The following is a 22,581-nucleotide window of genomic DNA, read 5'->3' on the forward strand; positions in this document are numbered from 1 at the left end:
TACCTAAAGGGGAGCATATCAGTAGAGGCAACTTCAGACAGGTTTGTAGTAAAAGCACAAAAAGCTGTCAGAAAAAAGGACAGGTTTGGAGGTCACCACTACATAGCCAGAATGTTGATGCTTCAGCTGAGGAACAGTTAGCCTCCATGGAGGAAATAGCATCCTCCGCAAACAATCTGTCAACCATGGCAGAATCATTGAGGGATACGCACTAGCCTTTAAAATTTAAAGTATTAACATCAAACCATATCACAAATGGCTTGATGTATTTTTATTTAAGGAGATAGTGGAAACTAGCTTTTCATTTCTTGCTTCCAGGAAGTATTGTTTTTGCACAAACTCCTTGCCTCCATGTTCCTCGTACCAGTTGTGAATTCGCTTAAGATGATCTTTGTCGCTTCTAACATTGCTTTCTATATCAAGGTACGATTCGTAGTGATCATATTCCCAAATAGCGAAGACTTCTGTTGTCTCCTCATTTTGCGGAAGCATCCATCTGCCGATTAATCGTGCTCCGTGTTTCAGCTGATTAGGCAAGTTAATGTCGTTAAATAATGTATTGATGGGTTCAATGAATTCATTTTTGACTATGTAAAACTTGCGGCGATAGAACATCTTTTTCAGCCCCTCTAGTCATTGATATACTCTTCCATATTATTCAGCATGAATAGTGGGCAGTCAATAATTCATCATTTTTATGTAAAAAAGTTTCAAATCATAAGGTTAAGGAAACCTTAAAATAAGAATCTTTTCGTTAGGGATTTTGCAAGTTGCTTTACAAGCGGTTTGATTAATGGGAACATAAGGGATTATTAGAAGAGATGTCTGGAGGGTATTAAATGCTGGAGAATAGTTTTGTCATGGTGGCCATCATCTTAATCATCAATATTGTGTATGTGTCTTTTTTTACAATCAGGATGATCTTGACGTTGAAGGGGCAGCGGTATCTGGCTGCTGGGCTTAGCACGATTGAGGTTGTGATTTATGTTGTTGGGCTTGGCCTTGTACTTGATAATTTAAATCAGATACAGAATCTGGTTGCTTATGCTGTCGGTTATGGCATCGGTGTCATTGTCGGGATGAAAATTGAAGAGAAGCTGGCACTAGGATATATTACGATCAATGTGATTACGAAAGAGTATGATGTGGATCTGCCGAAGGCCTTGCGTGCACTAGGTTATGGCGTGACGGACTGGGCTGCTCACGGGCTTGAGGGCGACCGGATGGCGATGCAGATTTTAACGCCGCGAAAATATGAATTGAAGCTGTATGAGAAGATTAAGGAATTGGATCCGAAGGCGTTCATCATCGCATATGAACCCAAATCGATTCATGGCGGGTTCTGGGTAAAATCGGTACGGAAAGGAAAGCTGTTTTCATGAGCAAGGGAAAGAAGAAGCAAATGTATGAAGTTGGTGAACATGAATCAATCGATGAATGTCTTAATAGAATGAAAAGGGATGGCTTTGCTCCGGTCAGACGGATGGAGAAGCCGATTTTCAAGGAAGTAGAAAAGAATGGGACATTTGAATATGAGCCTGCTGGCAGGCAGATCATTTTTGAAGCGAAGTTAATGGAGAGCTGACTTGCGTTAGTTGTTTAAAGTCCTAAACACGAACAATATAAAATAGAAATTATCTAATGTTCGATTATTGATTGACAATAAGGCGAATTAGTTGTTAATATGTAAATGTCGAAAGTGAAAATTTAGTTTTCCCTCGTATAATAATGGGGATATGGCCCATGAGTCTCTACCCGGCAACCGTAAATCGCCGGACTATGAGGGAAAGTAGTTTTTAAGTGAAGGGAAAAGAAATCGCGTTCACTTATGGATTTCTTTGCTTATGCACCCGGACAGACTACTTTCTCTTCTAGTTAGAGGAAGCAGTCTATCCGGGTTTTTTGTTGTGATACTCCAAAGGGAGGTTAGAGAAATGACGGTTGCAGTCATAATGGGGAGCAAGTCAGATTGGGAAACGATGAAGCATGCGTGCGACATACTTGATCAGTTAGAAGTTTCTTATATAAAAAAGGTAGTTTCAGCCCACCGTACTCCGGATTTGATGTTTGAATTTGCCGAGAAGGCCAGGGATGAAGGAATTAAAGTCATCATCGCCGGAGCGGGCGGTGCGGCCCATTTGCCGGGGATGGTAGCGGCGAAGACGACATTGCCTGTGATCGGGGTGCCAGTTCAGTCAAAAGCACTTAATGGATTGGATTCACTATTGTCAATCGTTCAGATGCCTGGCGGCGTGCCGGTTGCAACGGTCGCGATCGGAAAAGCAGGAGCAACGAATGCAGGTCTCCTTGCGGCACAGATTCTTGGGACATTTGACAGTGAAGTTGCTGAGCGATTGGAGCGGTTGAGGGAAGAAACAAAAATGTCAGTGATGGAAAGCAGTGATGAGCTTGTCTAAAGTGATTTTACCAGGAGAGACGATTGGAATTATTGGCGGAGGACAGCTTGGCAAGATGATGGCGCTCTCGGCAAAAGCGTTGGGTTTCAGGGTGGTCGTGCTTGATCCGACCGAAGATTGTCCGTGCGGCCAGGTGGCTGACGAGCAGATTGTCGGCGGTTACGATGACCTTGAAAAAATAAAGCAGCTATCTGCACAGAGTGATGTGATCACTTATGAGTTTGAGAATATAGATGCAATTGCCCTTGAATGGTTGAATGAAAACGCCTATGTGCCCCAGGGTACGGAATTGCTGCGGGTCACTCAGGACAGGATAGAAGAGAAGCGCAACATTGAGACAGCGGGCGTTCGCGTAGCACCATACGCAGTTGTGACAAAGGTGGAGGATGTCAGGGCAGGTGTGGATGAATTAGGATTGCCTGCAGTCTTGAAAACTGCTCGCGGCGGCTATGACGGCAAAGGCCAGCTGGTTCTTAGGTCTGTTGATGATATCGATTTAGCAGAAACATTAGTCAGCCAAGGTGCGTGTGTGCTGGAAAAGTGGATTCCATTTGAAAAGGAAATCTCGGTGATCATCACGCGGAGGACAAATGGTGAAACGGGTGTATTCCCAGTGGCTGAGAATGTTCATAAGGAAAACATTCTGCATCAGACAATTGTTCCGGCAAGAATCAGCATGAAGGCTGAAGCACAGGCTATAGAAGCAGCGAAACAAATCGCGTCGGCATTAGGGTTGGTCGGAACGCTGGCAGTTGAGATGTTTTTGGCTGAAAATGATGAACTTTACATAAATGAACTGGCGCCGAGGCCGCATAACTCGGGGCATTATTCGATCGAAGCGTGTGAGACGTCGCAGTTCGAGCAGCATGTCAGGGCAGTCTGCGGCTGGCCATTGGGAAGTATGAACTTACTGAAGCCTGCGGTGATGGTAAATATTCTTGGTCAACACCAGCAGTCATTGCTGGATAAAATTGCAGACTTGCATGATTGGAAAATTCACTTATACGGAAAAAAGGAAGCTAAATATAAACGGAAAATGGGGCATGTGACCCTTTTGCGAGATACAGTAGAAATCGCGCTTGATGAAGCTGAGAGAAGTGGCATCTGGGAAGGCGCAGCAGAAATGATCGGAGGACAAAAGAGATGATAGATCGTTATACAAGACCGGAAATGGGAGCAATTTGGACGGAGGAAAATCGCTTTAAAGCGTGGCTTGAGGTTGAGATCCTTGCATGTGAGGCATGGGCAGAGCTTGGAGACATTCCTAAGGAAGACGTGAAGAAACTACGTGAGAATGCCTCTTTTGATATTGACCGGATTAAGGAAATCGAGGAAGAGACGCGCCATGATGTCGTCGCTTTTACAAGAGCGGTGTCTGAAACACTTGGCGAAGAGCGCAAATGGGTGCATTATGGCCTGACTTCTACAGATGTGGTAGACACGGCTTTATCGTATGTGCTTAAGCAGGCGAATGAGATTTTGCTGAAGGACCTTGAGAACTTTGTAGAGATCCTGGCTAATAAGGCGAAAGAACATAAATATACAGTCATGATGGGACGTACGCATGGTGTCCATGCTGAGCCGACAACTTTTGGCTTGAAGCTGGCGCTTTGGCTTGAGGAAATGAAGCGCAATCTTGAGCGATTCAAAATGGCTTCACGCGATGTAGAATTCGGTAAGATTTCCGGAGCGGTTGGAACGTATGCGAATATCGATCCATTCGTGGAATCATATGTCTGTGAAAAATTAGGGCTGCAGCCGGCACCGATTTCCACTCAAACCTTGCAGCGTGACCGCCATGCGTTCTATATGGGGGCGCTTGCATTGATTGCGACTTCGATTGAAAAATTCGCGGTGGAGATTCGCGGATTACAAAAGAGCGAAACTCGTGAGGTTGAAGAGTTTTTTGCAAAGGGCCAGAAGGGTTCATCGGCGATGCCGCATAAGCGCAATCCTATTGGTTCAGAGAACATGACAGGGATGGCGAGGGTCATCCGCGGTTATATGACGACAGCTTACGAAAATGTGCCGCTATGGCATGAGCGCGATATCTCGCATTCCTCTGCAGAGAGAATTATTTTACCTGACGCAACGATCGCGTTGAACTATATGCTGAACCGCTTCGGCAATATCGTCAAGAACCTGACGGTGTACCCAGAGAACATGAAGCGCAATATGGACCGGACCCTTGGTTTGATCTACTCCCAGCGTGTATTGCTTGCCTTGATTGACAAGGGTATGTCGCGTGAGGAAGCATATGATACTGTCCAGCCGCGTGCAATGGAGGCTTGGGAAAAGCAGGTACAGTTCCGCAGCCTGATCGAACAGGATGAAAAGATTTCGGGATTGCTGAGTGAAGCAGAAATCGATGACTGCTTCGATTACAACTATCATATCAAGCATGTGGATATGATTTTCGAAAGACTGGGACTTTAATAATTATGGGCAAGGTTTCTTGCCCTTCTTTTATCTATAAGAGACTGAAGATTGCTAATTATCTCAATCGGAGGCGTTGAAATGGAAGAGCAGGTATTGTTGTACGAAGGGAAAGCGAAGCGGATTTATTCGACTGAGGATGCTGGAGTAGTAAGAGTACAGTATAAGGATTCCGCTACAGCATTCAATGGCGAGAAGAAGGCTGAGATTGTCGGCAAGGGCTCTTTGAATAACGAGATTACAAGTCTTCTATTCTCGAAGCTTACTGAAGCAGGGATTCCATCTCATTTTATAAAAAAAATCTCTGCGAACGAGCAGCTTGTGAAACGTGTTGAGATCATTCCGCTTGAAGTCGTGGTAAGGAATTTCGCTGCGGGCAGCTTTTCCAAGCGTCTCGGTGTTGAGGAAGGAAAAAAGCTTCCACGCTCGATCGTTGAGTTTTACTTGAAGGATGATGCTTTGGGAGATCCGCTGATTACGGATGAACATGTCGATGTGTTGGACCTGGCGACGGTTGAAGAAGTAGCTGAACTGAAGAAAGCGGCTTTGAGAATCAATGGGGTTCTGAGTGGATTTTTCAAAGAGATTGGCGTTACTTTAATAGATTTCAAGCTTGAGTTCGGCAAGGATGCAGACGGGAAGATTTTGCTTGCAGATGAGATTTCACCTGATACTTGCCGCCTGTGGGACATGGAGACACAGCAGAAGCTTGATAAAGATGTATTCCGCCGCGATCTGGGGAATCTGACAGATGCTTACGAAACCATTTTAACGAGATTGGGAGGACAATTGCATGTATAAAGTAAAGGTGTATGTCACGTTAAGGGAAAGTGTTTTGGATCCGCAGGGGACGGCTGTGAAAAGTGCGCTTGCGACACATGGTTATGAAGGCATCCAGGAGGTTCGCATCGGTAAATACATGGAGCTGACTTTGGATGAGTCGGTGAAGGATGTCGATGCTGCTGTGAAGGAAATGTGCGAGCGGCTGCTGGCAAATACGGTGATCGAGGATTACAGGTATGAGGTCGAGGAGGTTGTTGCACAGTGAAATTTGCGGTGATCGTGTTTCCGGGTTCGAACTGTGACATCGACATGTACCATGCGGCAAAGGATGAGCTCGGCGAAGAGGCGGAGTATGTATGGCATGACGCGGAAAGCCTTGAAGGTTATGATGCTGTGCTGTTGCCTGGCGGCTTTTCATACGGAGATTATTTAAGGTCTGGAGCAATTGCCCAGTTCAGCAATGTCATGAAAGAGGTCGTGAAGGCAGCTGAAGCCGGAAAGCCGGTGCTTGGCGTCTGCAACGGATTTCAAATTTTGCTTGAAGCTGGACTTCTTCCAGGGGCGATGCGCCGCAATGACAGCCTGAAGTTCATCTGCAAGCAGGTCGAGCTTAAGGTGGAAAATAATGAAACAATGTTTTCAGCTGGCTATGAAAAGGATGAGGTCATCACGATTCCGGTTGCACACGGTGAGGGCAACTATTATTGCGATGAAGAAACACTTGCTAGTTTGAAGGCAAATAATCAAATCGTGTTCACATACCATGGCGAAAATCCGAACGGAAGCCTTGAAAATATTGCGGGAATCATCAACGAACAGGGAAATGTCCTCGGGATGATGCCGCATCCGGAGCGTGTGGTCGATGAGCTGCTTGGCGGCGCGGACGGACTGAAACTTTTCAAATCAATCGTTAAACAATGGAGGGAAGCAAATGCGGTTAATGCTTGAACCAAGTCCAGAGCAAATTAAAGAAGAAAAAATTTATCGTGAAATGGGCCTGTCAGATAGCGAGTTCGCTTCTGCCGAAAAGATTCTTGGACGTACTCCTAACTATACAGAGACAGGTTTGTTCTCCGTTATGTGGTCAGAGCACTGCAGCTATAAGAACTCCAAGCCTGTGTTGAAAAAGTTCCCTGTCACCGGGGAGCGGGTGTTGCAAGGGCCTGGCGAAGGCGCGGGAATCGTTGATATTGGTGATGGCCAGGCGGTCGTTTTCAAAATTGAAAGTCATAACCACCCTTCTGCGATCGAACCATACCAAGGTGCTGCCACGGGTGTCGGCGGAATCATCCGCGACGTTTTTTCGATGGGAGCAAGGCCAATGGCATTATTGAATTCCCTCCGTTTTGGCGAGTTGGAGTCACCAAGGGTAAAATATTTGTTTGAACAGGTTGTGGCCGGGATTGCCGGCTACGGCAACTGCATCGGCATTCCGACGGTTGGAGGAGAGGTCCAGTTTGATGCCGCTTATGAGGGAAATCCGCTAGTGAACGCAATGTGCGTAGGGCTGATCAACCATGAGGACATCAAGAAGGGCCAGGCGCATGGAGTTGGCAATACCGTTATGTACGTTGGCGCGAAGACGGGCCGTGACGGGATCCACGGTGCGACTTTTGCTTCTGAAGAATTGAATGAGTCATCAGAAGATAAGCGTCCTGCCGTTCAGGTTGGCGATCCGTTCATGGAAAAATTGCTGCTTGAAGCTTGTCTGGAGCTTGTGAAAAATGATGCGCTTGTTGGTATCCAGGACATGGGTGCGGCTGGTTTGACGAGTTCTTCTGCAGAGATGGCGAGCAAGGCTGGGTCCGGAATAGAGATGAACCTTGATCTTGTTCCGCAGCGTGAAACAGGCATGACTGCATATGAAATGATGCTTTCCGAGTCACAGGAGCGCATGCTGATCGTTGTGGAAAAAGGGCGTGAGCAGGAAATCATCGACCTTTTTTCAAAATATGAGCTTGAAGCGGTTGCGATTGGAAAGGTAACGGACGATAAGATGCTTCGTCTTTTACATAAAGGGGAAGTGGTGGCTGAGGTTCCGGCTGATGCACTTGCTGAAGAGGCTCCTGTCTATTACAAGCCTTCCAGTGAGCCTGCATATTTCCGTGAGTTTCAGAACATGGATAATGTGATTCCTGAAGTTGAAGACTATGAATCTACGTTGTTGGCACTGCTGCAGCAACCAACGATTGCAAGCAAAGAGTGGGTCTATGACCAATATGATCATATGGTGCGTACGAGCACGGTTGTGTCTCCAGGTTCCGATGCAGCGGTAGTAAGAGTTCGCGGCACAGAAAAAGGATTAGCGATGACAACAGACTGCAACTCCCGTTATATCTACCTTGACCCGGAAACTGGCGGGAAGATTGCTGTTGCAGAGGCAGCGCGCAATATCGTCTGCTCTGGCGGCGAACCGCTGGCGATCACGGACTGCCTGAACTTCGGGAATCCTGAGAAGCCGGAAATCTTCTGGCAGTTTGAAAAAGCGGTCGACGGCATGAGTGAAGCATGCCGGATATTGAGCACACCAGTAATCGGCGGAAATGTGAGTTTGTATAATGAAACGAATGGAACAGCTGTCTATCCGACACCGGTTGTCGGCATGGTCGGACTGGTTGAGAATTTAAAACACGTTACGACACAGCATTTTAAAAATGCTGGCGATTTGATTTATATGCTGGGTGACACGAAGGATGAGTTCGGCGGCAGTGAACTGCAGAAAATGGTTTATGGCAAAATATTTGGCAAGGCGCCTGAACTTGATTTAGAAGTGGAAGCAAGCTATCAAGCACAAATTTTAACAGCAATCAAAAACGGGCTAGTTGCATCTGCGCATGATGTCGCTGAAGGCGGCGTGGCGGTGGCACTTTCTGAGTCAGTGATCGGAAGCAAAGGTTTGGGAGCTGAGGTAAACCTGGAAGGCAATGTTGTATCGGCTTTGTTCAGCGAATCGCAATCCCGCTTTATTTTATCGGTAAAATCAGAAAACCAGATCGAGTTTGAGAGTTTAACAGATGCGGTCCAAATCGGTAAAGTCGTCGAAGCGCCAGTCTTAAAGGTTGATGTCAACGGTGAGAACGTGATCAATCAAGATGCAGAGGGGCTGAAAAAGGCCTGGAAAGGAGCCATCCCATGCTTGCTGAACTAAAAGGCTTGAATGAGGAATGCGGCGTTTTTGGAATCTGGGGACATCCCGAGGCAGCACAAATTACTTATTACGGTCTCCACAGCCTGCAGCATCGCGGCCAGGAAGGCACGGGGATCGTTGTCAGCGATGGTCAGCAGTTGAAGGGCCGGAAAGGCGAAGGGCTTGTGACGGAAATTTTTACGGCGGACGCAATGGAAGACCTTCAGGGTGTTGGCGCAATTGGGCATGTTCGCTATGCGACGGCAGGAGGCGGCGGCTACGAGAACGTCCAGCCGCTGCTGTTTCAATCGCAAAGCGGCGGCCTGGCTCTTGCCCATAACGGCAATCTCGTGAATGCCGATGCATTAAGGAACCAGCTTGAGGCCCAGGGCAGCATATTCCAGACGAGTTCTGACACTGAGGTCTTGGCCCACTTGGTCAGGCGCGGCGGCTTCAGCCAGCTGAAGGACCGTGTGAAAAATGCACTTCCGATGCTGAAAGGAGCTTACGCTTTTTTAATCATGACCGAAACAGAAATGATGGTCGCGCTCGATCCGCATGGATTACGCCCTCTTTCACTAGGCCGCCTTGGCGATGCTTATGTGGTCGCTTCAGAGACGTGCGCGTTCGATATCGTCGGTGCGGAGTTTGTCAGGGACATCCTTCCTGGAGAATTATTGGTGATTGATGCTGACGGCCTTCATTCTGAGATGTACTCAATGAGCTCTGGCACGGCAATCTGTACGATGGAATACATTTATTTTTCAAGGCCAGACAGCAATATTCACGGCATCAACGTGCATGCGGCCCGCAAAAATCTCGGCAAGCAGCTGGCAAAAGAAGTGCCGATCGAGGCAGATGTTGTCACAGGTGTACCTGATTCAAGTATTTCTGCAGCCATCGGTTATGCCGAGGAATCAGGCATTCCATACGAAATGGGCTTGATCAAAAACCGTTACGTCGGACGGACGTTCATCCAGCCATCCCAGTCACTGAGGGAGCAGGGCGTGAAAATGAAGCTTTCACCTGTGCGCGGGATCGTTGAAGGCAAGCGTGTCATCATGGTCGACGACTCGATCGTGCGCGGCACGACAAGCCGCCGGATTGTGAAGATGCTGAAGGAAGCGGGCGCGACAGAAGTCCATGTTGTCATCAGTTCGCCGCCAATCCAGAATCCATGCTTTTATGGAATTGATACCTCGACTCGCGAGGAGCTGATTGCTTCGGAACATTCGGTGGAAGAAATTCGTAAGTTGATTGGTGCCGACTCGCTGACGTTTTTGAGTGTCGAGGGCATGCTCGAGGCAATAGGACGCAATGAACCTGGCGAAACACGCGGCCAGTGCCTCGCATGTTTTACAGGTAAGTATCCGACCGAAATCTATCCGCAGGCCGTGCCTGCCGGGCAGAAGTGTTAAAGTGTTTAATGTGCCCGTAAGAAAGCGGAATTGCAGTTAAAGGTCACATAAAAGTGGTTAATGTGCCCTTAAGGAAGCGGAATTGCAGTTAAAGGTCACATAAAAGTGTTTAATGTGCCCTTAAGGAAGCAGAATTGCAGTTAAAGGTCACATAAAAGCAATTAATGTGCCCGTAAAGATTCGGGAACGCAAACAAAGGTCACATAATTTTTAAAGGTAGCGTCTACGAAAAGAGGCTAAGGAAAAACAGCCAAATCGGAGGTAGTGAACATGGCAAATGCGTATAAGCAGGCTGGGGTGGATATTGAGGCCGGGTACGAGTCGGTCGAGCGAATTAAAAAGCATGTGCAGCGGACGGTCAGGCCTGGTGTGATGGGTGCATTAGGCGGTTTCGGCGGGATGTTCAACCTTTCCAGCCTTGGACTGAAGGAGCCGGTGCTTGTTTCAGGTACGGATGGCGTCGGCACGAAGCTGATGCTGGCATTCATGATGGACCGGCATGATACAATCGGGATAGATGCGGTCGCGATGTGCGTGAATGACATCGTTGTCCAGGGAGCGGAGCCTTTGTATTTCCTTGACTATATTGCCTGCGGAAAAGCAGTGCCGGAAAGAATCGAAGCGATTGTCAAAGGCATTGCCGATGGCTGCGAGCAGGCCGGCTGCGCCCTTGTCGGCGGTGAAACGGCGGAAATGCCAGGGATGTACTCTTTGGAAGAATATGATTTGGCTGGTTTTTCGGTCGGTGCCTGTGAAAAAGCGGAAATCATTACAGGCAAGCAAATCAAGGAAGGCGATGTGTTGATCGGGCTTGCGTCAAGCGGAATCCACAGCAATGGCTACTCACTTGTGCGCAAGGTGTTTATCGAACAGGCTGGCTGGGAGCTTGACCGGTATGTCGATGAGTTTGGCTGTACACTTGGAGAAGAACTGCTTAAGCCAACCCGTATTTATGTAAAATCGGTGCTTGCCGCAATGAAGCAATTCGAGCTTAAAGGGCTGGCCCACATTACAGGCGGCGGTTTTATTGAAAACATTCCTCGGATGCTGCCGGAAGGACTTGGCGCAAAAATCGAAGAGGGCAGCTGGGAAATCCCGCAGGTGTTCAAGATGATTGAATCCCTTGGCGAAATTGAACGCCAGGATATGTACAATATCTTCAATATGGGGATTGGCATGGTAGCGGCTGTTGATGCAGAAATAGCTCATGAAGTTGTGGCGTTTTTAAACGAAAATGGAGAGCAGGCTGCTATAATCGGCACAGTTACTAGTACTGAAGGAATACAGATGAAAATGGCTGGTGAAGAGCTATGAAAAAAATAGCTGTATTCGCGTCGGGGAGCGGGAGCAATTTTCAAGCGATTGCCGTAGCGGCACAGGCAGGTACCCTGAATGCTGAAATCTCGCTGCTTGTATGTGATAAGCCCGGCGCATTTGCTGTCGACCGTGCTGATATGTTAAGCATACCTGCTCTGGTAATCAGCCCGAAAAGCTTTCCTACCAAGGCAGCGTATGAGGCAGAGATTTTACAAAAGCTGATCAGCCTTGATGTCGAAATGATTGTGCTTGCGGGATACATGCGTCTCATCGGACCGACATTGCTTGAAGCATATGAAGGAAAAATCGTGAACATCCACCCGTCACTGTTGCCATCGTTTCCTGGGAAGGATGCGATCGGCCAGGCGCTGGCAGCCGGAGTGGAGACTACAGGAGTGACGATCCATTTCGTGGACGAAGGAATGGATACCGGCCCGATCATTGCGAGCGCTTCGGTAAAAGTCGAAGCTGGCGAAACAAGGGAGTCAATTCAGAAGAAAATACAGCGGATTGAACACAGCCTGTATCCAGACGTTTTGGAGGAGCTGTTGAACGGAGAAGAGGAGGCAGTACAATGGGAAAAAAGCGTGCACTAATCAGTGTTTCAAATAAAGAAGGAATTGTTGAGTTTGCGAAGGAGCTTACCGAGCTTGGATTTGAAATCGTCTCGACTGGCGGCACAAAAAATGCGCTCAAGGAAGGTGGCGTTCCTGTCATCGGGATCAGCGATGTGACTGGTTTTCCGGAAATCCTTGAAGGCCGAGTGAAGACGCTGCACCCTAAAATTCACGGCGGCTTGCTTGCGAAGTATGATGATCCTTCCCATCAGGCTCAGCTGGCTGAAAATGAAATCGAGCAAATCGAGCTTGTCTGTGTCAACTTGTATCCTTTTAAAGAAACAATTTCAAAGCCTGGCGTGACAGCGGAAGATGCGATTGAAAACATCGACATCGGCGGTCCGGCGATGCTGCGTGCATCAGCAAAAAATCACCAATACATAACAGTGCTCGTTGACCCTGCAGATTATCAGCAGGTGATTGAAGAGTACAAGAACGAGAAGGGAACTACTCTGGAAACCCGCCGCCGCCTTGCTGCGAAGGTGTTCCGCCACACGGCTGCGTATGATTCATTGATTTCTGAGTACATGACAAACCTTGCTGGCGAGGAACAGCCGGAAAAAATGACGGTGACTTACGAACTGAAGCAAAGCTTGCGCTACGGTGAAAATCCGCATCAGAAGGCTGCTTTTTACCAGAAGCCGCTTGGATCGGCCTTTTCAGTGGCGGCAGCGGAACAGCTTCACGGGAAAGAGCTTTCCTATAACAATATCAATGATGCCAATGCGGCATTGCAGATTGTAAAAGAATTCACTGAACCGGCAGCGGTTGCGGTTAAGCATATGAACCCTTGCGGAGTTGGCAGCGGCAAGGACATTTTTGATGCTTTCGGAAAGGCATTCGAAGCGGATCCAGTTTCTATTTTTGGCGGAATCATTGCCTTAAATCGCGAGGTAGATGGGGAGACTGCGCGCAAGCTTTATGAAATCTTCCTTGAAATCATCATTGCTCCTTCTTTTAGCGACGAAGCTCTGGAAATTTTAACGGCGAAAAAGAATCTTCGGTTATTGAAGGTGTCGTTCGATGGTGAGGCTGCGAAGGAGGCTACTTTGTCCTCTATTGAGGGCGGATTGCTTGTTCAGGAACAGGATGCATACGGATTTGACGATGCGGAAATCTCTGTACCGACAAAGCGTGAGCCAACAGAGGCAGAGTGGGAGGCTTTGAAGCTTGGCTGGAAGGTTGTTAAGCATGTTAAGTCCAACGCGATTGTCGTGGCGAATAAAGATATGACCTTAGGAATCGGTGCCGGCCAGATGAACCGGGTTGGCGCGGCAAAAATTGCTTTGGAACAGGCTGGTGCGAAAGCGGAAGGAGCCGCGCTTGCATCTGATGCATTCTTTCCAATGGATGACACCGTCGAAACGGCAGCGAAGGCTGGAATCACTGCGATCATTCAGCCAGGCGGATCCGTCCGCGATGAGGATTCAATCAAGAAGGCTGATGAATATGGCATTGCGATGGTGTTTACAGGCGTAAGACATTTTAAGCATTAATGGCAGGCAAGAGGCAGATTTGGGTTGGAATCAAGCGTTAAGTTAAAAGCAGTCCTGAAGACAACGGAGGTGCAGTTTATGAAGGTTCTAGTAGTTGGCAGAGGGGGCCGGGAGCATGCAATTTGCCGGAAGGTCAGCGAAAGTCCGCTTGTAACAGAGGTTTTTGTGGCTCCTGGCAATCCCGGTATCGAGGATTGTGCTAATGTGATTGCCATAGATGAAAGTGATACTGAACAGCTTGTTGCATTCGCAAAGGAAAAGCAGATCGGCTTGACGATCATCGGGCCCGAGGTTCCTTTGCAGGCAGGATTGGCTGACCGTTTTATTGAGGAAGGACTTAAGGTGTTCGGTCCGCGAAAAGCGGCGGCAATCATTGAGGGAAGCAAGTCGTTCGCGAAGGACCTGATGAAAAAGTACGGCATCCCGACTGCTGCGTATGAAACATTCACTGATTATGCTGAGGCAAGGGATTATCTCGTGAAGGTCGGCGCCCCGATTGTCATCAAGGCAGATGGGCTTGCGGCAGGCAAAGGTGTCGTCGTCGCAATGACATTGCAGGAAGCGGAAAATGCTTTGCAGGAAATGATGCTCGACGGAAAGTTTGGTGAGGCATCGGCAAGCGTGGTCATAGAACAATTTTTAACAGGGGAAGAGTTTTCTCTGATGGCATTTGTGAACGGCGAAACCGTCATTCCATTGGAAATTGCCCAGGACCATAAGCGGGTGTTTGATGGCGATAAGGGTCCGAACACCGGCGGAATGGGCGCCTATTCACCGGTCCCGCAAATTCGTGAGGAATCAGTCGGGGTTGCAGTAGAGCAAATTCTTCAGCCGGCAGCGATTGCGATGGAGATGGAGGGGCGGAGCTTCACAGGGATTCTGTATGCCGGCCTGATTGAGACTGGTGATGGGCCAAAAGTGATTGAATTCAACGCGCGATTCGGAGATCCGGAAACGCAGGTGATTTTACCGAGGATGAAATCAGATTTGGTTGAGGTCATGCTCGAACTGCTTGAAGGCAAAAAGCCTGAGATTGAATGGCATGAGGAAGCAATGGTCGGCGTAGTCGTCGCGGCCAAAGGCTATCCTGAGGAATACGAAAAAGGTGCAGTGTTGAGAGGCATCGAAACCATTTCACAGGTGTTTCATGCAGGCACGGCGAAAAACAGCGATGGGGAGTTCGTGACAAACGGCGGCAGGGTGCTGCTCGTCGGTGCGAAAGCGGCATCGTTAAAAGAAGCACAGCAAAAAGTGTACGCTGAGCTTGAAAAGCTGGACTGCCCGGAAACCTTCTACCGCAAGGATATTGGCAGCAAGGCTAACGGGCACGTCTCTTGCTAGAGCCTTTCATATAAACAAGCAGCAATGCGATGATGCTGCCAATCAACGCAATCCAGACAAAGCTAACGTCCATTATATATTCCCAGAACATAAAATCATCTCCTTTAGTTTAGTTGAAGCCCCCGGTTAAATGGGGGCTTTTATCTGATTAAATTTAACTTGGGTTATAAGGAATCCAGCCTTCTGAATCCCCATTTTCGGCATTCTGCTGTTCCATCATATCCTGGCCTTTTTCATAGGCAGCGGTCAACGGGCAATAGCGGACAATCCCTTCTCCGACTTTCATTGCGCCCAACATCGCTATGAAGATATAGGAATCCTTCCACGGCCGTTTCACCATTTTCGATGTCGACCAAGCCAGGATTGTCAGTCCTGCTGTAATCCTCACGAGTGCGTTGATGATTCCGATATTAGGTCGTACATTCATATCTCATCGCTCCTTACTCCATTTTTACAGTTAATTTGAAATTCTTTAATGCGTTAAACAGTGAAATATGTTACGATAGTACAATAATGTAAGGGCTTTCTTTTTAAACACTTCGAGAAATGTCCAGCTCCAGCGCCTAGCCCCTCGAGTCGCTTGTCTAGTGTCGCCTTCTAGAAACTCCGAAACTTCAACTCCGCCGGCAGAAGCAAAAAGCGCTTCTTTGTCGGAGTCTCCAGTTTCTGCGTTTCTGGACAGTCGGCTATACTTTTCTATTTCGGTCCGCCCAATGAAGTCAAAGAACGACTTCACTGGTCGGCCCTCCGAGGCACACTATGTGCTAGACCCGCCAGCCACAGGACGTGGCGTTATCGGCGGGCAGCGCTTGTCGGGGCTGATCAAGGCGCTTGCGCTTTTCGTTTTAACATAGAGAAAAGGGGAACATGGTATGGAACAACGTTATCGATGGAAAAACAAACAATTGCGCGACCATGCTGCTGTTTTGGACGGCACCCTTTCACCGACGGTCTTATTGAAGAATGCGACATATTTGAACCAGACATTCCGCAAGTGGATGACTGCGAACATTTGGATTTACAATGACAGGATTGTGTATGTTGGTGAAAACCTGCCTGAAAATACAAAGCAATGTGAAATGGTGGATTGCACCGGGATGAAGCTGGTGCCGGGCTATATTGAACCTCATGCCCACCCATTTCAACTTTATAATCCCCATTCTTTCGCTGCCTATGCATCGCAGACGGGGACGACGACGCTGATTAATGACAATATGGTGCTGGCTTTACAATTAGGAAAAAAGAAAGCGTTTTCTTTTATCAATGAGCTGAATGACAATCCGGTCACGATGTACTGGTGGTGCCGTTTTGATGCGCAGACTGAAATCCAGCATGAGGAAGAGGTATTCTCCAACAGCAATGTCAGGGCCTGGCTTGAGCATGAGAATGTCGTCCAGGGCGGGGAGCTGACATGCTGGCCGAAGCTGATGAATGGCGACGACATGATTCTTCATTGGATGCAGGAAACGAAGCGCCATCACAAGAAAATCGAGGGGCACTTCCCTGGTGCATCGGAAAAGACGCTCGCGAAAATGATGCTTTTCGGCGCGGACTGTGACCATGAGGCAATGACAGGTGAGGAAGTCCGCAGAAGGCTGATGCAGGGATATATGGTGTCATTGAGGCATTCATCGATCCGACCGGATTTGCCGAAGCTGCTGGATGAAATCCACGAACTGGATATTGCGGTGTACGACCGTTTCATGATGACGACAGATGGATCATCGACCGCTTTTTATGAAAATGGCGTGATGGATGAGCTGATTAGGATTGCAATTGAAAAAGGCGTTCCCGTCATCGATGCTTATAATATGGCAACAATCAACGTCGCGCGTTATTATAATTTCGAGCATTTGCACGGCAATATCGCAACAGGACGGGTAGCGAACATCAATATTTTAAGTGATGACATGAACCCGACACCTGTGTCTGTGCTCGCAAAAGGCCAGTGGGTGAAGCGTGATGGTGAAGCAATAGATGCAGCGAAAGAAATGGACTGGTCCGAAATGGGCTTTGAGCCGCTTAAATTGGACTGGGATCTGACGATGGATGATATGCAGTTCTCGATGCCATTCGGGATCAAGATGGAGAATTCGGTCATTACGAAGCCTTATTCGATTTCTATTGATGTGTCTGCCGAGGAATTATCATCAAAGCATGATGAGTGCTTTTTCATGCTGATCGACCGTCATGGTAAATGGCGCATAAATACAATGCTGAAGGGCTTTGCGACGAATCTGCAGGGGCTGGCAAGCTCGTTTTCCAATACCGGCGATATTATTCTGATTGGTAAAAGTAAGCAGGATATGGTGGCTGCTTTCAACAGGATGAAGGAACTCGGCGGGGGGATTGTTGCCTGTGAAAATGGTGTGCCGGTCAAGGAGATTCAATTGAGGCTGCAGGGTATCATGTCCAGCCATCCAGTGACAGAGCTGATGGCGGAGGAGAAGAAGCTGTTTGAATATTTAAAGGAAGCAGGCTATAAATTCGCCGATCCGATTTATTCATTATTATTCTTCAGTTCAACGCATTTGCCATATATCCGGATCACACAAGAGGGCATCTATGATGTGATGAAAAAAACGGTACTCTTTCCAACGATAATGCGTTAAAATATAACAGTGCATCTAGAGATAGACAGCCATGATCGAACTTGGAGATCAAGGGGTGGCGAAAATGAGAAAAAAATGGATCGCTGTGCTGGCGGCCGCGATGGTGCTTACCGCCGGATGCAGCAGTAAAGAGACAGAGAAAAAAGAAGCAACAGAACATAAAGAAAAAGAGATTAAAGTAGACGAGGTTGTCGCTCCGGAGGAACTGCCGTATCAATTCCCGCTCACTGGAGTCGGGACTGCCGAGGAGAGCTCTGACCGGGCGGTGGCCGTGGTGGTCAATAACCATCCAAAGGCGCGTCCGCAATCCGGTCTTCACAAAGCTGACGTCGTTCACGAGGTCCTTGCAGAAGGAGATGTTACAAGGTTCGTGGCGATTTTTCAAAGCGAACATCCTGAAAAAATAGGACCGGTCCGCAGTGCGAGGGAATACTTCATTGACCTGGCATCCGGTTTTGACAGTTTTTTCATCGCCCATGGCTATAGCCCTGAAGCGAAAGAAATGCTCGAAAGCGGAGCGATCGATAACATCAACGGAATGCAATACGATGGAACACTGTTCAAAAGGGCCGATTTTCGGAAGGCACCTCATAATTCTTATATCACCTATAAGAATATTGTGAAGGGAGCGGAAACGAGAGGCTACGCACTTGATGAAGCACCGGCTGCTGCAGTATTCTTGAGCAGTGAGGAAGCTGATGTCCTCGAAGGCACTCCGGCTGGGGAATTCATGGTAAAGTACGGTTCTCCGTCGTTCGATGCGATCTATGAATACGACGCTGATGAGCAGAAATACCACCGTTTTAATGGCAGTGAAGAAACCGTTGACCTTGAAACGAAGGATCCTGTTCTGCTCGACAATATCCTTGTCGTACAAATGGACCATCAGGTAATTGATAGTGCAGGCCGCAGAGTCATCGATATGGAATCCGGTGGCAAGGGATACCTGTTCCAAAAGGGAAAAGTGAATGAGATACAATGGAAAAATGAAGCTGGCAGGATCATCCCCTACAAGGATGGGGCTAAAGCTGGTTTCGTTCCCGGGAAAACATGGATCAACATTGTCCCATCAATCAGCGATGTCTCATTCGACTCTCAACAATAAAATTTGAGTGAATTAAGGGGTAGACTATATGCAAATTGATAAATTAAGAGGAAAAGAACTCGATCAATTATTCAAGGCGATTTTATCGCTGAAAGATCTCGACGAAGCATATCGCTTCTTCGACGACCTGGCGACAGTGAACGAAATCCAGTCGCTGGCACAGCGCCTTGAAGTTGCCCGCATGCTGCGTGAGGGCAAGACCTATCATAAAATCGAGACCGAAACAGGCGCGAGCACGGCAACAATTTCCCGTGTCAAACGATGCCTGAATTACGGAAACGACGCGTACGAAATGGCGCTGGAACGTTTGAAAGAAGAGGAAAACGCTGAAAAAGCTAAATAGTTTTTAATGAGGGCGGAACCAGGTATGGTTCCGTTCTTTTTTATGCGCTGAGTAATTGGAAAAAATCGCAGATAATTTCCAGTTCGCTATAAAAAAGAAAATTCCGCTATAAAAAATTTTTTTTCGCTATAAAAAAGAAAATTTCGCTATAATAATTAGATTTTCGCTATAAAAAGGAATTTTTCGCTATAAAAAATGAATTCTTCATTACATCAGCCTACTCTGATCGTAAAAGATTACCCAACTCAACAAAAAACTGCTGAAAATATTGGTGGATTTCCAGTTCGCTACTAAATTTTCATTTTCTCCAATGAAATTTCACGATTATTCACCGAACAATACGAGCATCGAGATTTATAACTTTTCTCAAAAAGCGTTCCAACATTAGGGACGCTTTTCTCACATGTTTCCTTTTTTATATACAGACAACAAATGCTATAATGATGGAATGGATATATAGAATGGGGGCAATTCTGGGATGTACGATGTTCGCGAGTGGAGACATGTGTTCAAACTCGATCCAAATAAAGAGATAACTGATGAAGAATTAGATAGAATTTGCGAGTCTGGAACCGACGGGATCATGGTCGGAGGCACGGATGGTGTCACTCTTGAAGGCGTCCTGGATTTGATGTCCCGCGTCCGCCGCTATACAGTTCCATGCATTCTCGAGGTTTCGACGATCGATTCGATCACGCCGGGATTTGATTTTTATTTTATCCCAACGGTATTGAACAGCGGCAATCCGCAGTGGATTACTGGATTGCACCATGAAGCGGTCAAGGAGTATGGCGACCTGATGGATTGGGACGAGCTAAAAATGGAAGGCTATTGCATCCTCAATCCGGATTGCAAGGCGGCAAAGCTGACTGATGCGAAGACAGATCTTTCAATTGATGATGTACGGGCATATGCGATGATGGCGGAAAAAATGTTCAACCTGCCGATTTTCTATTTGGAATACAGCGGAACATACGGCAATCCTGAATATGTCGAAGCAGCTAAGGGCGTTCTCGAGAAAACTGTCCTATTTTACGGCGGCGGGATCGAAACAGCACAGCAGGCTGAAGAAATGGCCAAGCATGCCGATGTCATCGTGGTCGGGAATGTTGTTTACAGCAACCTTGATGAGGCATTGAAGACAGTTGCTGCAATAAAGAAATAACGAAGTTGTATATAAGGATTTTATGAGATAAAATAAGAACAAATGTTTGTATGGTGGTGAAGAGTGTGCAATTTTTAACGGATAAATTATTGAATGGCTTGAACCCGGAGCAGCAGAAGGCTGTCAGGACAGTGGATGGACCGCTGCTCTTAATGGCTGGCGCTGGCTCTGGTAAAACAAGAGTTTTAACACACAGGATTGCGTATTTAATGGTGGAAAAAGGGGTAAACCCTTATAACATCCTTGCGATTACGTTTACGAATAAAGCAGCGCGCGAGATGCGCGAGAGGATCCAGAAGATGATGGGCGGAGCGGCAGATGATATCTGGATTTCAACTTTCCACTCGATGTGTGTAAGGATTTTGCGCAGGGACATCGACCGTCTCGGCTACAACCGAAACTTCACGATTCTTGATTCGACTGACCAGCAATCTGTCATCAAGTCGATTTTGAAGGACAAGAATATGGATCCTAAAAAGTATGATCCACGTGCGATCCTTGGAACAATCAGCTCGGCGAAGAACGAATTGATCACGCCGGAGGAATATGCGAAGACGGCGGGGGATTACTTTTCCCAGAAGGTCAGCGATGTGTATACGGAGTATCAGCGCAGGCTGCGCAAAAATAATGCGCTCGATTTTGATGATCTGATCATGACGACGATCACGCTGTTCATCCGCGTGCCGGAAGTGCTGGAATATTACCAGCGCAAGTTCCAATACATCCATGTCGATGAGTATCAGGATACGAACAGGGCCCAATACATGCTGGTAAAATTGCTTGCGCAAAGATTCCAGAACCTTTGTGTCGTCGGTGACTCCGACCAGTCGATCTATCGCTGGCGCGGTGCCGACATTGCGAACATCCTTTCATTTGAAAAGGACTACCCAAGGGCAAGCGTGATCTTGCTTGAGCAGAATTACCGCTCGACGAAGAAGATTTTGCTGGCGGCGAATATGGTCATCCAGAACAATATGAACCGAAAGCCGAAAAACCTGTGGACAGAAAATCCGGAGGGCAACAAAATCATGTACTACCGTGCGGACAGCGAAAAGGGTGAAGCGCAGTTCGTTATCGGCAAAATCCAGGAACAGATCCACAATGGCCGCAAGCTGTCTGATATCGCGATTCTCTATCGTACGAACGCCCAGTCCCGTGTGATTGAGGAATCTTTCCTAAAGTCGAACATCGATTACTCAATCGTCGGCGGAATCAAGTTCTATGACAGAAAAGAAATCAAGGACATCCTTGCTTATCTGCGTCTGATTTCGAACCCGGACGATGATATCAGTTTGCAGAGGATCATCAATGTTCCGAAGCGCGCGATTGGATCGACATCTATCGATAAAATCGCTAACTTTGCAACAATGCATGACCTGTCGATGTTCCAGGCCTTGGAGACAATTGAAATGATCGGACTGAGCCCAAAGGCGGAAAAAGCTGCGGCAGAATTCCGCAACCTGGTCAGCAATTACACTCACCAGCAGGAATACCTTTCGGTGACTGAGCTGGTGGAGGAAGTCCTTGATAAAACAGGCTACCGTGACATGCTGAAGGCGGAAAAATCAATTGAGTCACAGAGCCGACTTGAAAACATAGATGAATTTTTAACCGTAACAAAAAGCTTTGAAGAAAGCAGCGAAGATAAGAGCCTGGTCGCATTCCTGACGGATTTGGCACTAGTTGCAGATATAGACCGCCTGGATGATGACGGCGAGAAAAAAACAGATTTCGTCACATTGATGACATTGCACTCAGCAAAGGGTCTTGAGTTCCCGGTCGTCTTCCTCATTGGAATGGAAGAGGGAGTATTCCCGCACAGCCGCTCCTTGATGGAAGAGGATGAGATGGAGGAAGAACGCCGTCTTGCCTACGTGGGAATCACCCGTGCTGAAGAAGAATTGTTTATCACGAATGCACAGATGCGCACCCTTTTCGGACGTACGAATATGAACCCCGAATCACGGTTCATTAAGGAAATCCCGGCTGATTTGGTTGAAGACGCCGTGCCAAAAGTAAGAAGGCCTGCACCAACAAGCGGTGGCAGACCAACTCCAACAAGCGGCGGCAGACCAGGCACTTCAGCAAGACCGTCAATCCCTGCACGCGGTGCTGTATCTCGACCGGTTGCTGCAGCCAGCGGCGGTGAAGGGATCGAATGGAAGGTTGGCGACAAAGCTCAGCATGGCAAATGGGGAACAGGAACCGTTGTCAGCGTAAAAGGGGCAGGAGAAGGAATGGAGCTCGATATCGCATTCCCAAGCCCAACAGGCATCAAGCGATTGCTTGCCAAGTTCGCACCGATTACGAAGGCTTAAAGTAGATCATTCATACAATTAAATTACTGTATAGTTCAAGTGCCCAGCCCCTCGATTCGCTTCGGCCCTGCCAATGAAGTCAAAGA

23 protein-coding genes, 1 pseudogene and 1 riboswitch are annotated in these 22,581 nt (G+C 47.6%); of the genes and pseudogenes, 20 read left to right on the forward strand and 4 right to left on the reverse strand.

What is annotated here, in order from left to right:
* Positions 1-107 precede the first annotated feature (107 nt).
* Positions 108-215 (forward strand): annotated as a pseudogene (locus J7E32_RS23345) (hypothetical protein); the annotation flags it as partial.
* Positions 216-249: 34 nt separating this feature from the next.
* On the opposite strand, the gene J7E32_RS14570 reads toward J7E32_RS23345, so the two are convergent.
* A complete protein-coding gene (locus tag J7E32_RS14570; RefSeq protein WP_214908521.1) occupies positions 250-615 on the reverse strand; it encodes an NIPSNAP family protein in 366 nt (121 codons plus the stop codon).
* 224 nt (positions 616-839) lie between these two features.
* Here J7E32_RS14570 and J7E32_RS14575 point away from each other — a divergent pair, with 224 nt between their 5' ends.
* The 14 genes from J7E32_RS14575 (at position 840) to purD (ending at position 14,952) form a co-directional block, all read left to right on the forward strand.
* A complete protein-coding gene (locus tag J7E32_RS14575) occupies positions 840-1,382 on the forward strand; it encodes a DUF2179 domain-containing protein (RefSeq protein WP_214908523.1) in 543 nt (180 codons plus the stop codon).
* Positions 1,379-1,585, forward strand: coding sequence for an NETI motif-containing protein (locus J7E32_RS14580; protein WP_214908525.1), 207 nt, complete (start codon positions 1,379-1,381; stop codon positions 1,583-1,585). Before J7E32_RS14575 ends, J7E32_RS14580 begins: the two co-directional genes overlap by 4 nt.
* 113 nt (positions 1,586-1,698) lie before the next feature.
* Positions 1,699-1,800: riboswitch (purine riboswitch) on the forward strand.
* Positions 1,801-1,934: 134 nt separating this feature from the next.
* Entirely contained in the window at positions 1,935-2,417 is a 483-nt protein-coding gene (purE, locus tag J7E32_RS14585; RefSeq protein ID WP_214908531.1) for a 5-(carboxyamino)imidazole ribonucleotide mutase, read from the forward strand.
* Entirely contained in the window at positions 2,404-3,564 is a 1,161-nt protein-coding gene (purK, locus tag J7E32_RS14590) for a 5-(carboxyamino)imidazole ribonucleotide synthase (protein WP_214908533.1), read from the forward strand. Before purE ends, purK begins: the two co-directional genes overlap by 14 nt.
* Positions 3,561-4,853, forward strand: coding sequence for an adenylosuccinate lyase (purB, locus tag J7E32_RS14595; protein WP_214908534.1), 1,293 nt, complete (start codon positions 3,561-3,563; stop codon positions 4,851-4,853). The genes purK and purB overlap by 4 nt, the downstream gene beginning before the upstream one ends.
* A gap of 81 nt (positions 4,854-4,934) precedes the next feature.
* Positions 4,935-5,654: a phosphoribosylaminoimidazolesuccinocarboxamide synthase gene (gene purC, locus J7E32_RS14600; protein WP_214908623.1), complete on the forward strand. Its 720-nt coding sequence runs from the start codon at positions 4,935-4,937 to the stop codon at positions 5,652-5,654.
* Positions 5,647-5,901 (forward strand): phosphoribosylformylglycinamidine synthase subunit PurS, encoded by a 255-nt coding sequence (gene purS, locus J7E32_RS14605; RefSeq protein WP_214908541.1) that lies wholly within the window; start codon positions 5,647-5,649, stop codon positions 5,899-5,901. Before purC ends, purS begins: the two co-directional genes overlap by 8 nt.
* Positions 5,898-6,584 (forward strand): phosphoribosylformylglycinamidine synthase subunit PurQ, encoded by a 687-nt coding sequence (gene purQ, locus J7E32_RS14610; RefSeq protein ID WP_214908543.1) that lies wholly within the window; start codon positions 5,898-5,900, stop codon positions 6,582-6,584. The genes purS and purQ overlap by 4 nt, the downstream gene beginning before the upstream one ends.
* Positions 6,568-8,784 carry a phosphoribosylformylglycinamidine synthase subunit PurL gene (gene purL, locus J7E32_RS14615; protein ID WP_214908545.1) on the forward strand — a complete coding sequence of 739 codons (2,217 nt, stop codon included), beginning with the start codon at positions 6,568-6,570 and terminating at the stop codon, positions 8,782-8,784. Before purQ ends, purL begins: the two co-directional genes overlap by 17 nt.
* Complete coding sequence (purF, locus tag J7E32_RS14620; protein WP_214908546.1) at positions 8,769-10,181, forward strand: amidophosphoribosyltransferase; 1,413 nt, start codon at positions 8,769-8,771, stop codon at positions 10,179-10,181. Before purL ends, purF begins: the two co-directional genes overlap by 16 nt.
* Before the next feature lie 270 nt (positions 10,182-10,451).
* Complete coding sequence (gene purM / locus J7E32_RS14625) at positions 10,452-11,495, forward strand: phosphoribosylformylglycinamidine cyclo-ligase (RefSeq protein ID WP_214908548.1); 1,044 nt, start codon at positions 10,452-10,454, stop codon at positions 11,493-11,495.
* Complete coding sequence (gene purN, locus J7E32_RS14630; RefSeq protein ID WP_214908550.1) at positions 11,492-12,094, forward strand: phosphoribosylglycinamide formyltransferase; 603 nt, start codon at positions 11,492-11,494, stop codon at positions 12,092-12,094. The genes purM and purN overlap by 4 nt, the downstream gene beginning before the upstream one ends.
* Positions 12,073-13,611: a bifunctional phosphoribosylaminoimidazolecarboxamide formyltransferase/IMP cyclohydrolase gene (gene purH, locus J7E32_RS14635; protein ID WP_214908552.1), complete on the forward strand. Its 1,539-nt coding sequence runs from the start codon at positions 12,073-12,075 to the stop codon at positions 13,609-13,611. Before purN ends, purH begins: the two co-directional genes overlap by 22 nt.
* 78 nt (positions 13,612-13,689) lie before the next feature.
* Positions 13,690-14,952 carry a phosphoribosylamine--glycine ligase gene (purD, locus tag J7E32_RS14640; RefSeq protein WP_214908554.1) on the forward strand — a complete coding sequence of 421 codons (1,263 nt, stop codon included), beginning with the start codon at positions 13,690-13,692 and terminating at the stop codon, positions 14,950-14,952.
* Here the strand turns inward: purD and J7E32_RS23215 are convergent.
* From J7E32_RS23215 to J7E32_RS14650, 3 genes are all read right to left on the reverse strand, one after another.
* Positions 14,930-15,043 carry an EYxxD motif small membrane protein gene (locus J7E32_RS23215; RefSeq protein WP_324782409.1) on the reverse strand — a complete coding sequence of 38 codons (114 nt, stop codon included), beginning with the start codon at positions 15,041-15,043 and terminating at the stop codon, positions 14,930-14,932. The genes purD and J7E32_RS23215 overlap by 23 nt on opposite strands.
* Positions 15,044-15,106: 63 nt before the next feature.
* The gene (locus tag J7E32_RS14645) at positions 15,107-15,379 is read right to left on the reverse strand and encodes a YgaP family membrane protein (protein WP_214908556.1); all 273 of its coding nucleotides are present in this window, start codon (positions 15,377-15,379) and stop codon (positions 15,107-15,109) included.
* A 45-nt stretch (positions 15,380-15,424) separates the two neighbouring features.
* Positions 15,425-15,688: a hypothetical protein gene (locus tag J7E32_RS14650; protein WP_214908558.1), complete on the reverse strand. Its 264-nt coding sequence runs from the start codon at positions 15,686-15,688 to the stop codon at positions 15,425-15,427.
* Positions 15,689-15,824: 136 nt separating this feature from the next.
* Here J7E32_RS14650 and J7E32_RS14655 point away from each other — a divergent pair, with 136 nt between their 5' ends.
* The 5 genes from J7E32_RS14655 to pcrA all read left to right on the forward strand — a co-directional run bounded on the left by J7E32_RS14655 (position 15,825) and on the right by pcrA (position 22,495).
* The gene (locus J7E32_RS14655) at positions 15,825-17,564 is read left to right on the forward strand and encodes an adenine deaminase C-terminal domain-containing protein (protein WP_214908565.1); all 1,740 of its coding nucleotides are present in this window, start codon (positions 15,825-15,827) and stop codon (positions 17,562-17,564) included.
* A gap of 64 nt (positions 17,565-17,628) precedes the next feature.
* Positions 17,629-18,669 carry a DUF3048 domain-containing protein gene (locus J7E32_RS14660; RefSeq protein ID WP_214908567.1) on the forward strand — a complete coding sequence of 347 codons (1,041 nt, stop codon included), beginning with the start codon at positions 17,629-17,631 and terminating at the stop codon, positions 18,667-18,669.
* 28 nt (positions 18,670-18,697) lie between these two features.
* Positions 18,698-19,012: a YerC/YecD family TrpR-related protein gene (locus J7E32_RS14665; RefSeq protein WP_214908569.1), complete on the forward strand. Its 315-nt coding sequence runs from the start codon at positions 18,698-18,700 to the stop codon at positions 19,010-19,012.
* 478 nt (positions 19,013-19,490) lie between these two features.
* Entirely contained in the window at positions 19,491-20,177 is a 687-nt protein-coding gene (gene pcrB / locus J7E32_RS14670) for a heptaprenylglyceryl phosphate synthase (protein ID WP_214908571.1), read from the forward strand.
* A 50-nt stretch (positions 20,178-20,227) separates the two neighbouring features.
* Positions 20,228-22,495 (forward strand): DNA helicase PcrA, encoded by a 2,268-nt coding sequence (pcrA, locus tag J7E32_RS14675; RefSeq protein WP_286183270.1) that lies wholly within the window; start codon positions 20,228-20,230, stop codon positions 22,493-22,495.
* The last annotated feature ends 86 nt before the right edge of the window (positions 22,496-22,581 follow it).

Source organism: Bacillus sp. ISL-55 (genome assembly GCF_018613155.1).
Taxonomy (GTDB): Bacteria; Bacillota; Bacilli; order Bacillales; family Cytobacillaceae; genus Mesobacillus.

What these genes read in the sequence shown, in the direction of transcription:
- J7E32_RS14570 (WP_214908521.1), bottom strand. Translation starts at nt 615, where the DNA reads ATGTTCTATCGCCGCAAGTTTTACATAGTCAAAAATGAATTCATTGAA.
- J7E32_RS14575 (WP_214908523.1), top strand. Translation starts at nt 840, where the DNA reads ATGCTGGAGAATAGTTTTGTCATGGTGGCCATCATCTTAATCATCAAT.
- J7E32_RS14580 (WP_214908525.1), top strand. Translation starts at nt 1,379, where the DNA reads ATGAGCAAGGGAAAGAAGAAGCAAATGTATGAAGTTGGTGAACATGAA.
- purE (WP_214908531.1), top strand. Translation starts at nt 1,935, where the DNA reads ATGACGGTTGCAGTCATAATGGGGAGCAAGTCAGATTGGGAAACGATG.
- purK (WP_214908533.1), top strand. Translation starts at nt 2,404, where the DNA reads ATGAGCTTGTCTAAAGTGATTTTACCAGGAGAGACGATTGGAATTATT.
- purB (WP_214908534.1), top strand. Translation starts at nt 3,561, where the DNA reads ATGATAGATCGTTATACAAGACCGGAAATGGGAGCAATTTGGACGGAG.
- purC (WP_214908623.1), top strand. Translation starts at nt 4,935, where the DNA reads ATGGAAGAGCAGGTATTGTTGTACGAAGGGAAAGCGAAGCGGATTTAT.
- purS (WP_214908541.1), top strand. Translation starts at nt 5,647, where the DNA reads ATGTATAAAGTAAAGGTGTATGTCACGTTAAGGGAAAGTGTTTTGGAT.
- purL (WP_214908545.1), top strand. Translation starts at nt 6,568, where the DNA reads ATGCGGTTAATGCTTGAACCAAGTCCAGAGCAAATTAAAGAAGAAAAA.
- purF (WP_214908546.1), top strand. Translation starts at nt 8,769, where the DNA reads ATGCTTGCTGAACTAAAAGGCTTGAATGAGGAATGCGGCGTTTTTGGA.
- purM (WP_214908548.1), top strand. Translation starts at nt 10,452, where the DNA reads ATGGCAAATGCGTATAAGCAGGCTGGGGTGGATATTGAGGCCGGGTAC.
- purN (WP_214908550.1), top strand. Translation starts at nt 11,492, where the DNA reads ATGAAAAAAATAGCTGTATTCGCGTCGGGGAGCGGGAGCAATTTTCAA.
- purH (WP_214908552.1), top strand. Translation starts at nt 12,073, where the DNA reads ATGGGAAAAAAGCGTGCACTAATCAGTGTTTCAAATAAAGAAGGAATT.
- purD (WP_214908554.1), top strand. Translation starts at nt 13,690, where the DNA reads ATGAAGGTTCTAGTAGTTGGCAGAGGGGGCCGGGAGCATGCAATTTGC.
- J7E32_RS23215 (WP_324782409.1), bottom strand. Translation starts at nt 15,043, where the DNA reads ATGTTCTGGGAATATATAATGGACGTTAGCTTTGTCTGGATTGCGTTG.
- J7E32_RS14645 (WP_214908556.1), bottom strand. Translation starts at nt 15,379, where the DNA reads ATGAATGTACGACCTAATATCGGAATCATCAACGCACTCGTGAGGATT.
- J7E32_RS14655 (WP_214908565.1), top strand. Translation starts at nt 15,825, where the DNA reads ATGGAACAACGTTATCGATGGAAAAACAAACAATTGCGCGACCATGCT.
- J7E32_RS14660 (WP_214908567.1), top strand. Translation starts at nt 17,629, where the DNA reads ATGAGAAAAAAATGGATCGCTGTGCTGGCGGCCGCGATGGTGCTTACC.
- J7E32_RS14665 (WP_214908569.1), top strand. Translation starts at nt 18,698, where the DNA reads ATGCAAATTGATAAATTAAGAGGAAAAGAACTCGATCAATTATTCAAG.
- pcrB (WP_214908571.1), top strand. Translation starts at nt 19,491, where the DNA reads ATGTACGATGTTCGCGAGTGGAGACATGTGTTCAAACTCGATCCAAAT.
- pcrA (WP_286183270.1), top strand. Translation starts at nt 20,228, where the DNA reads ATGGTGGTGAAGAGTGTGCAATTTTTAACGGATAAATTATTGAATGGC.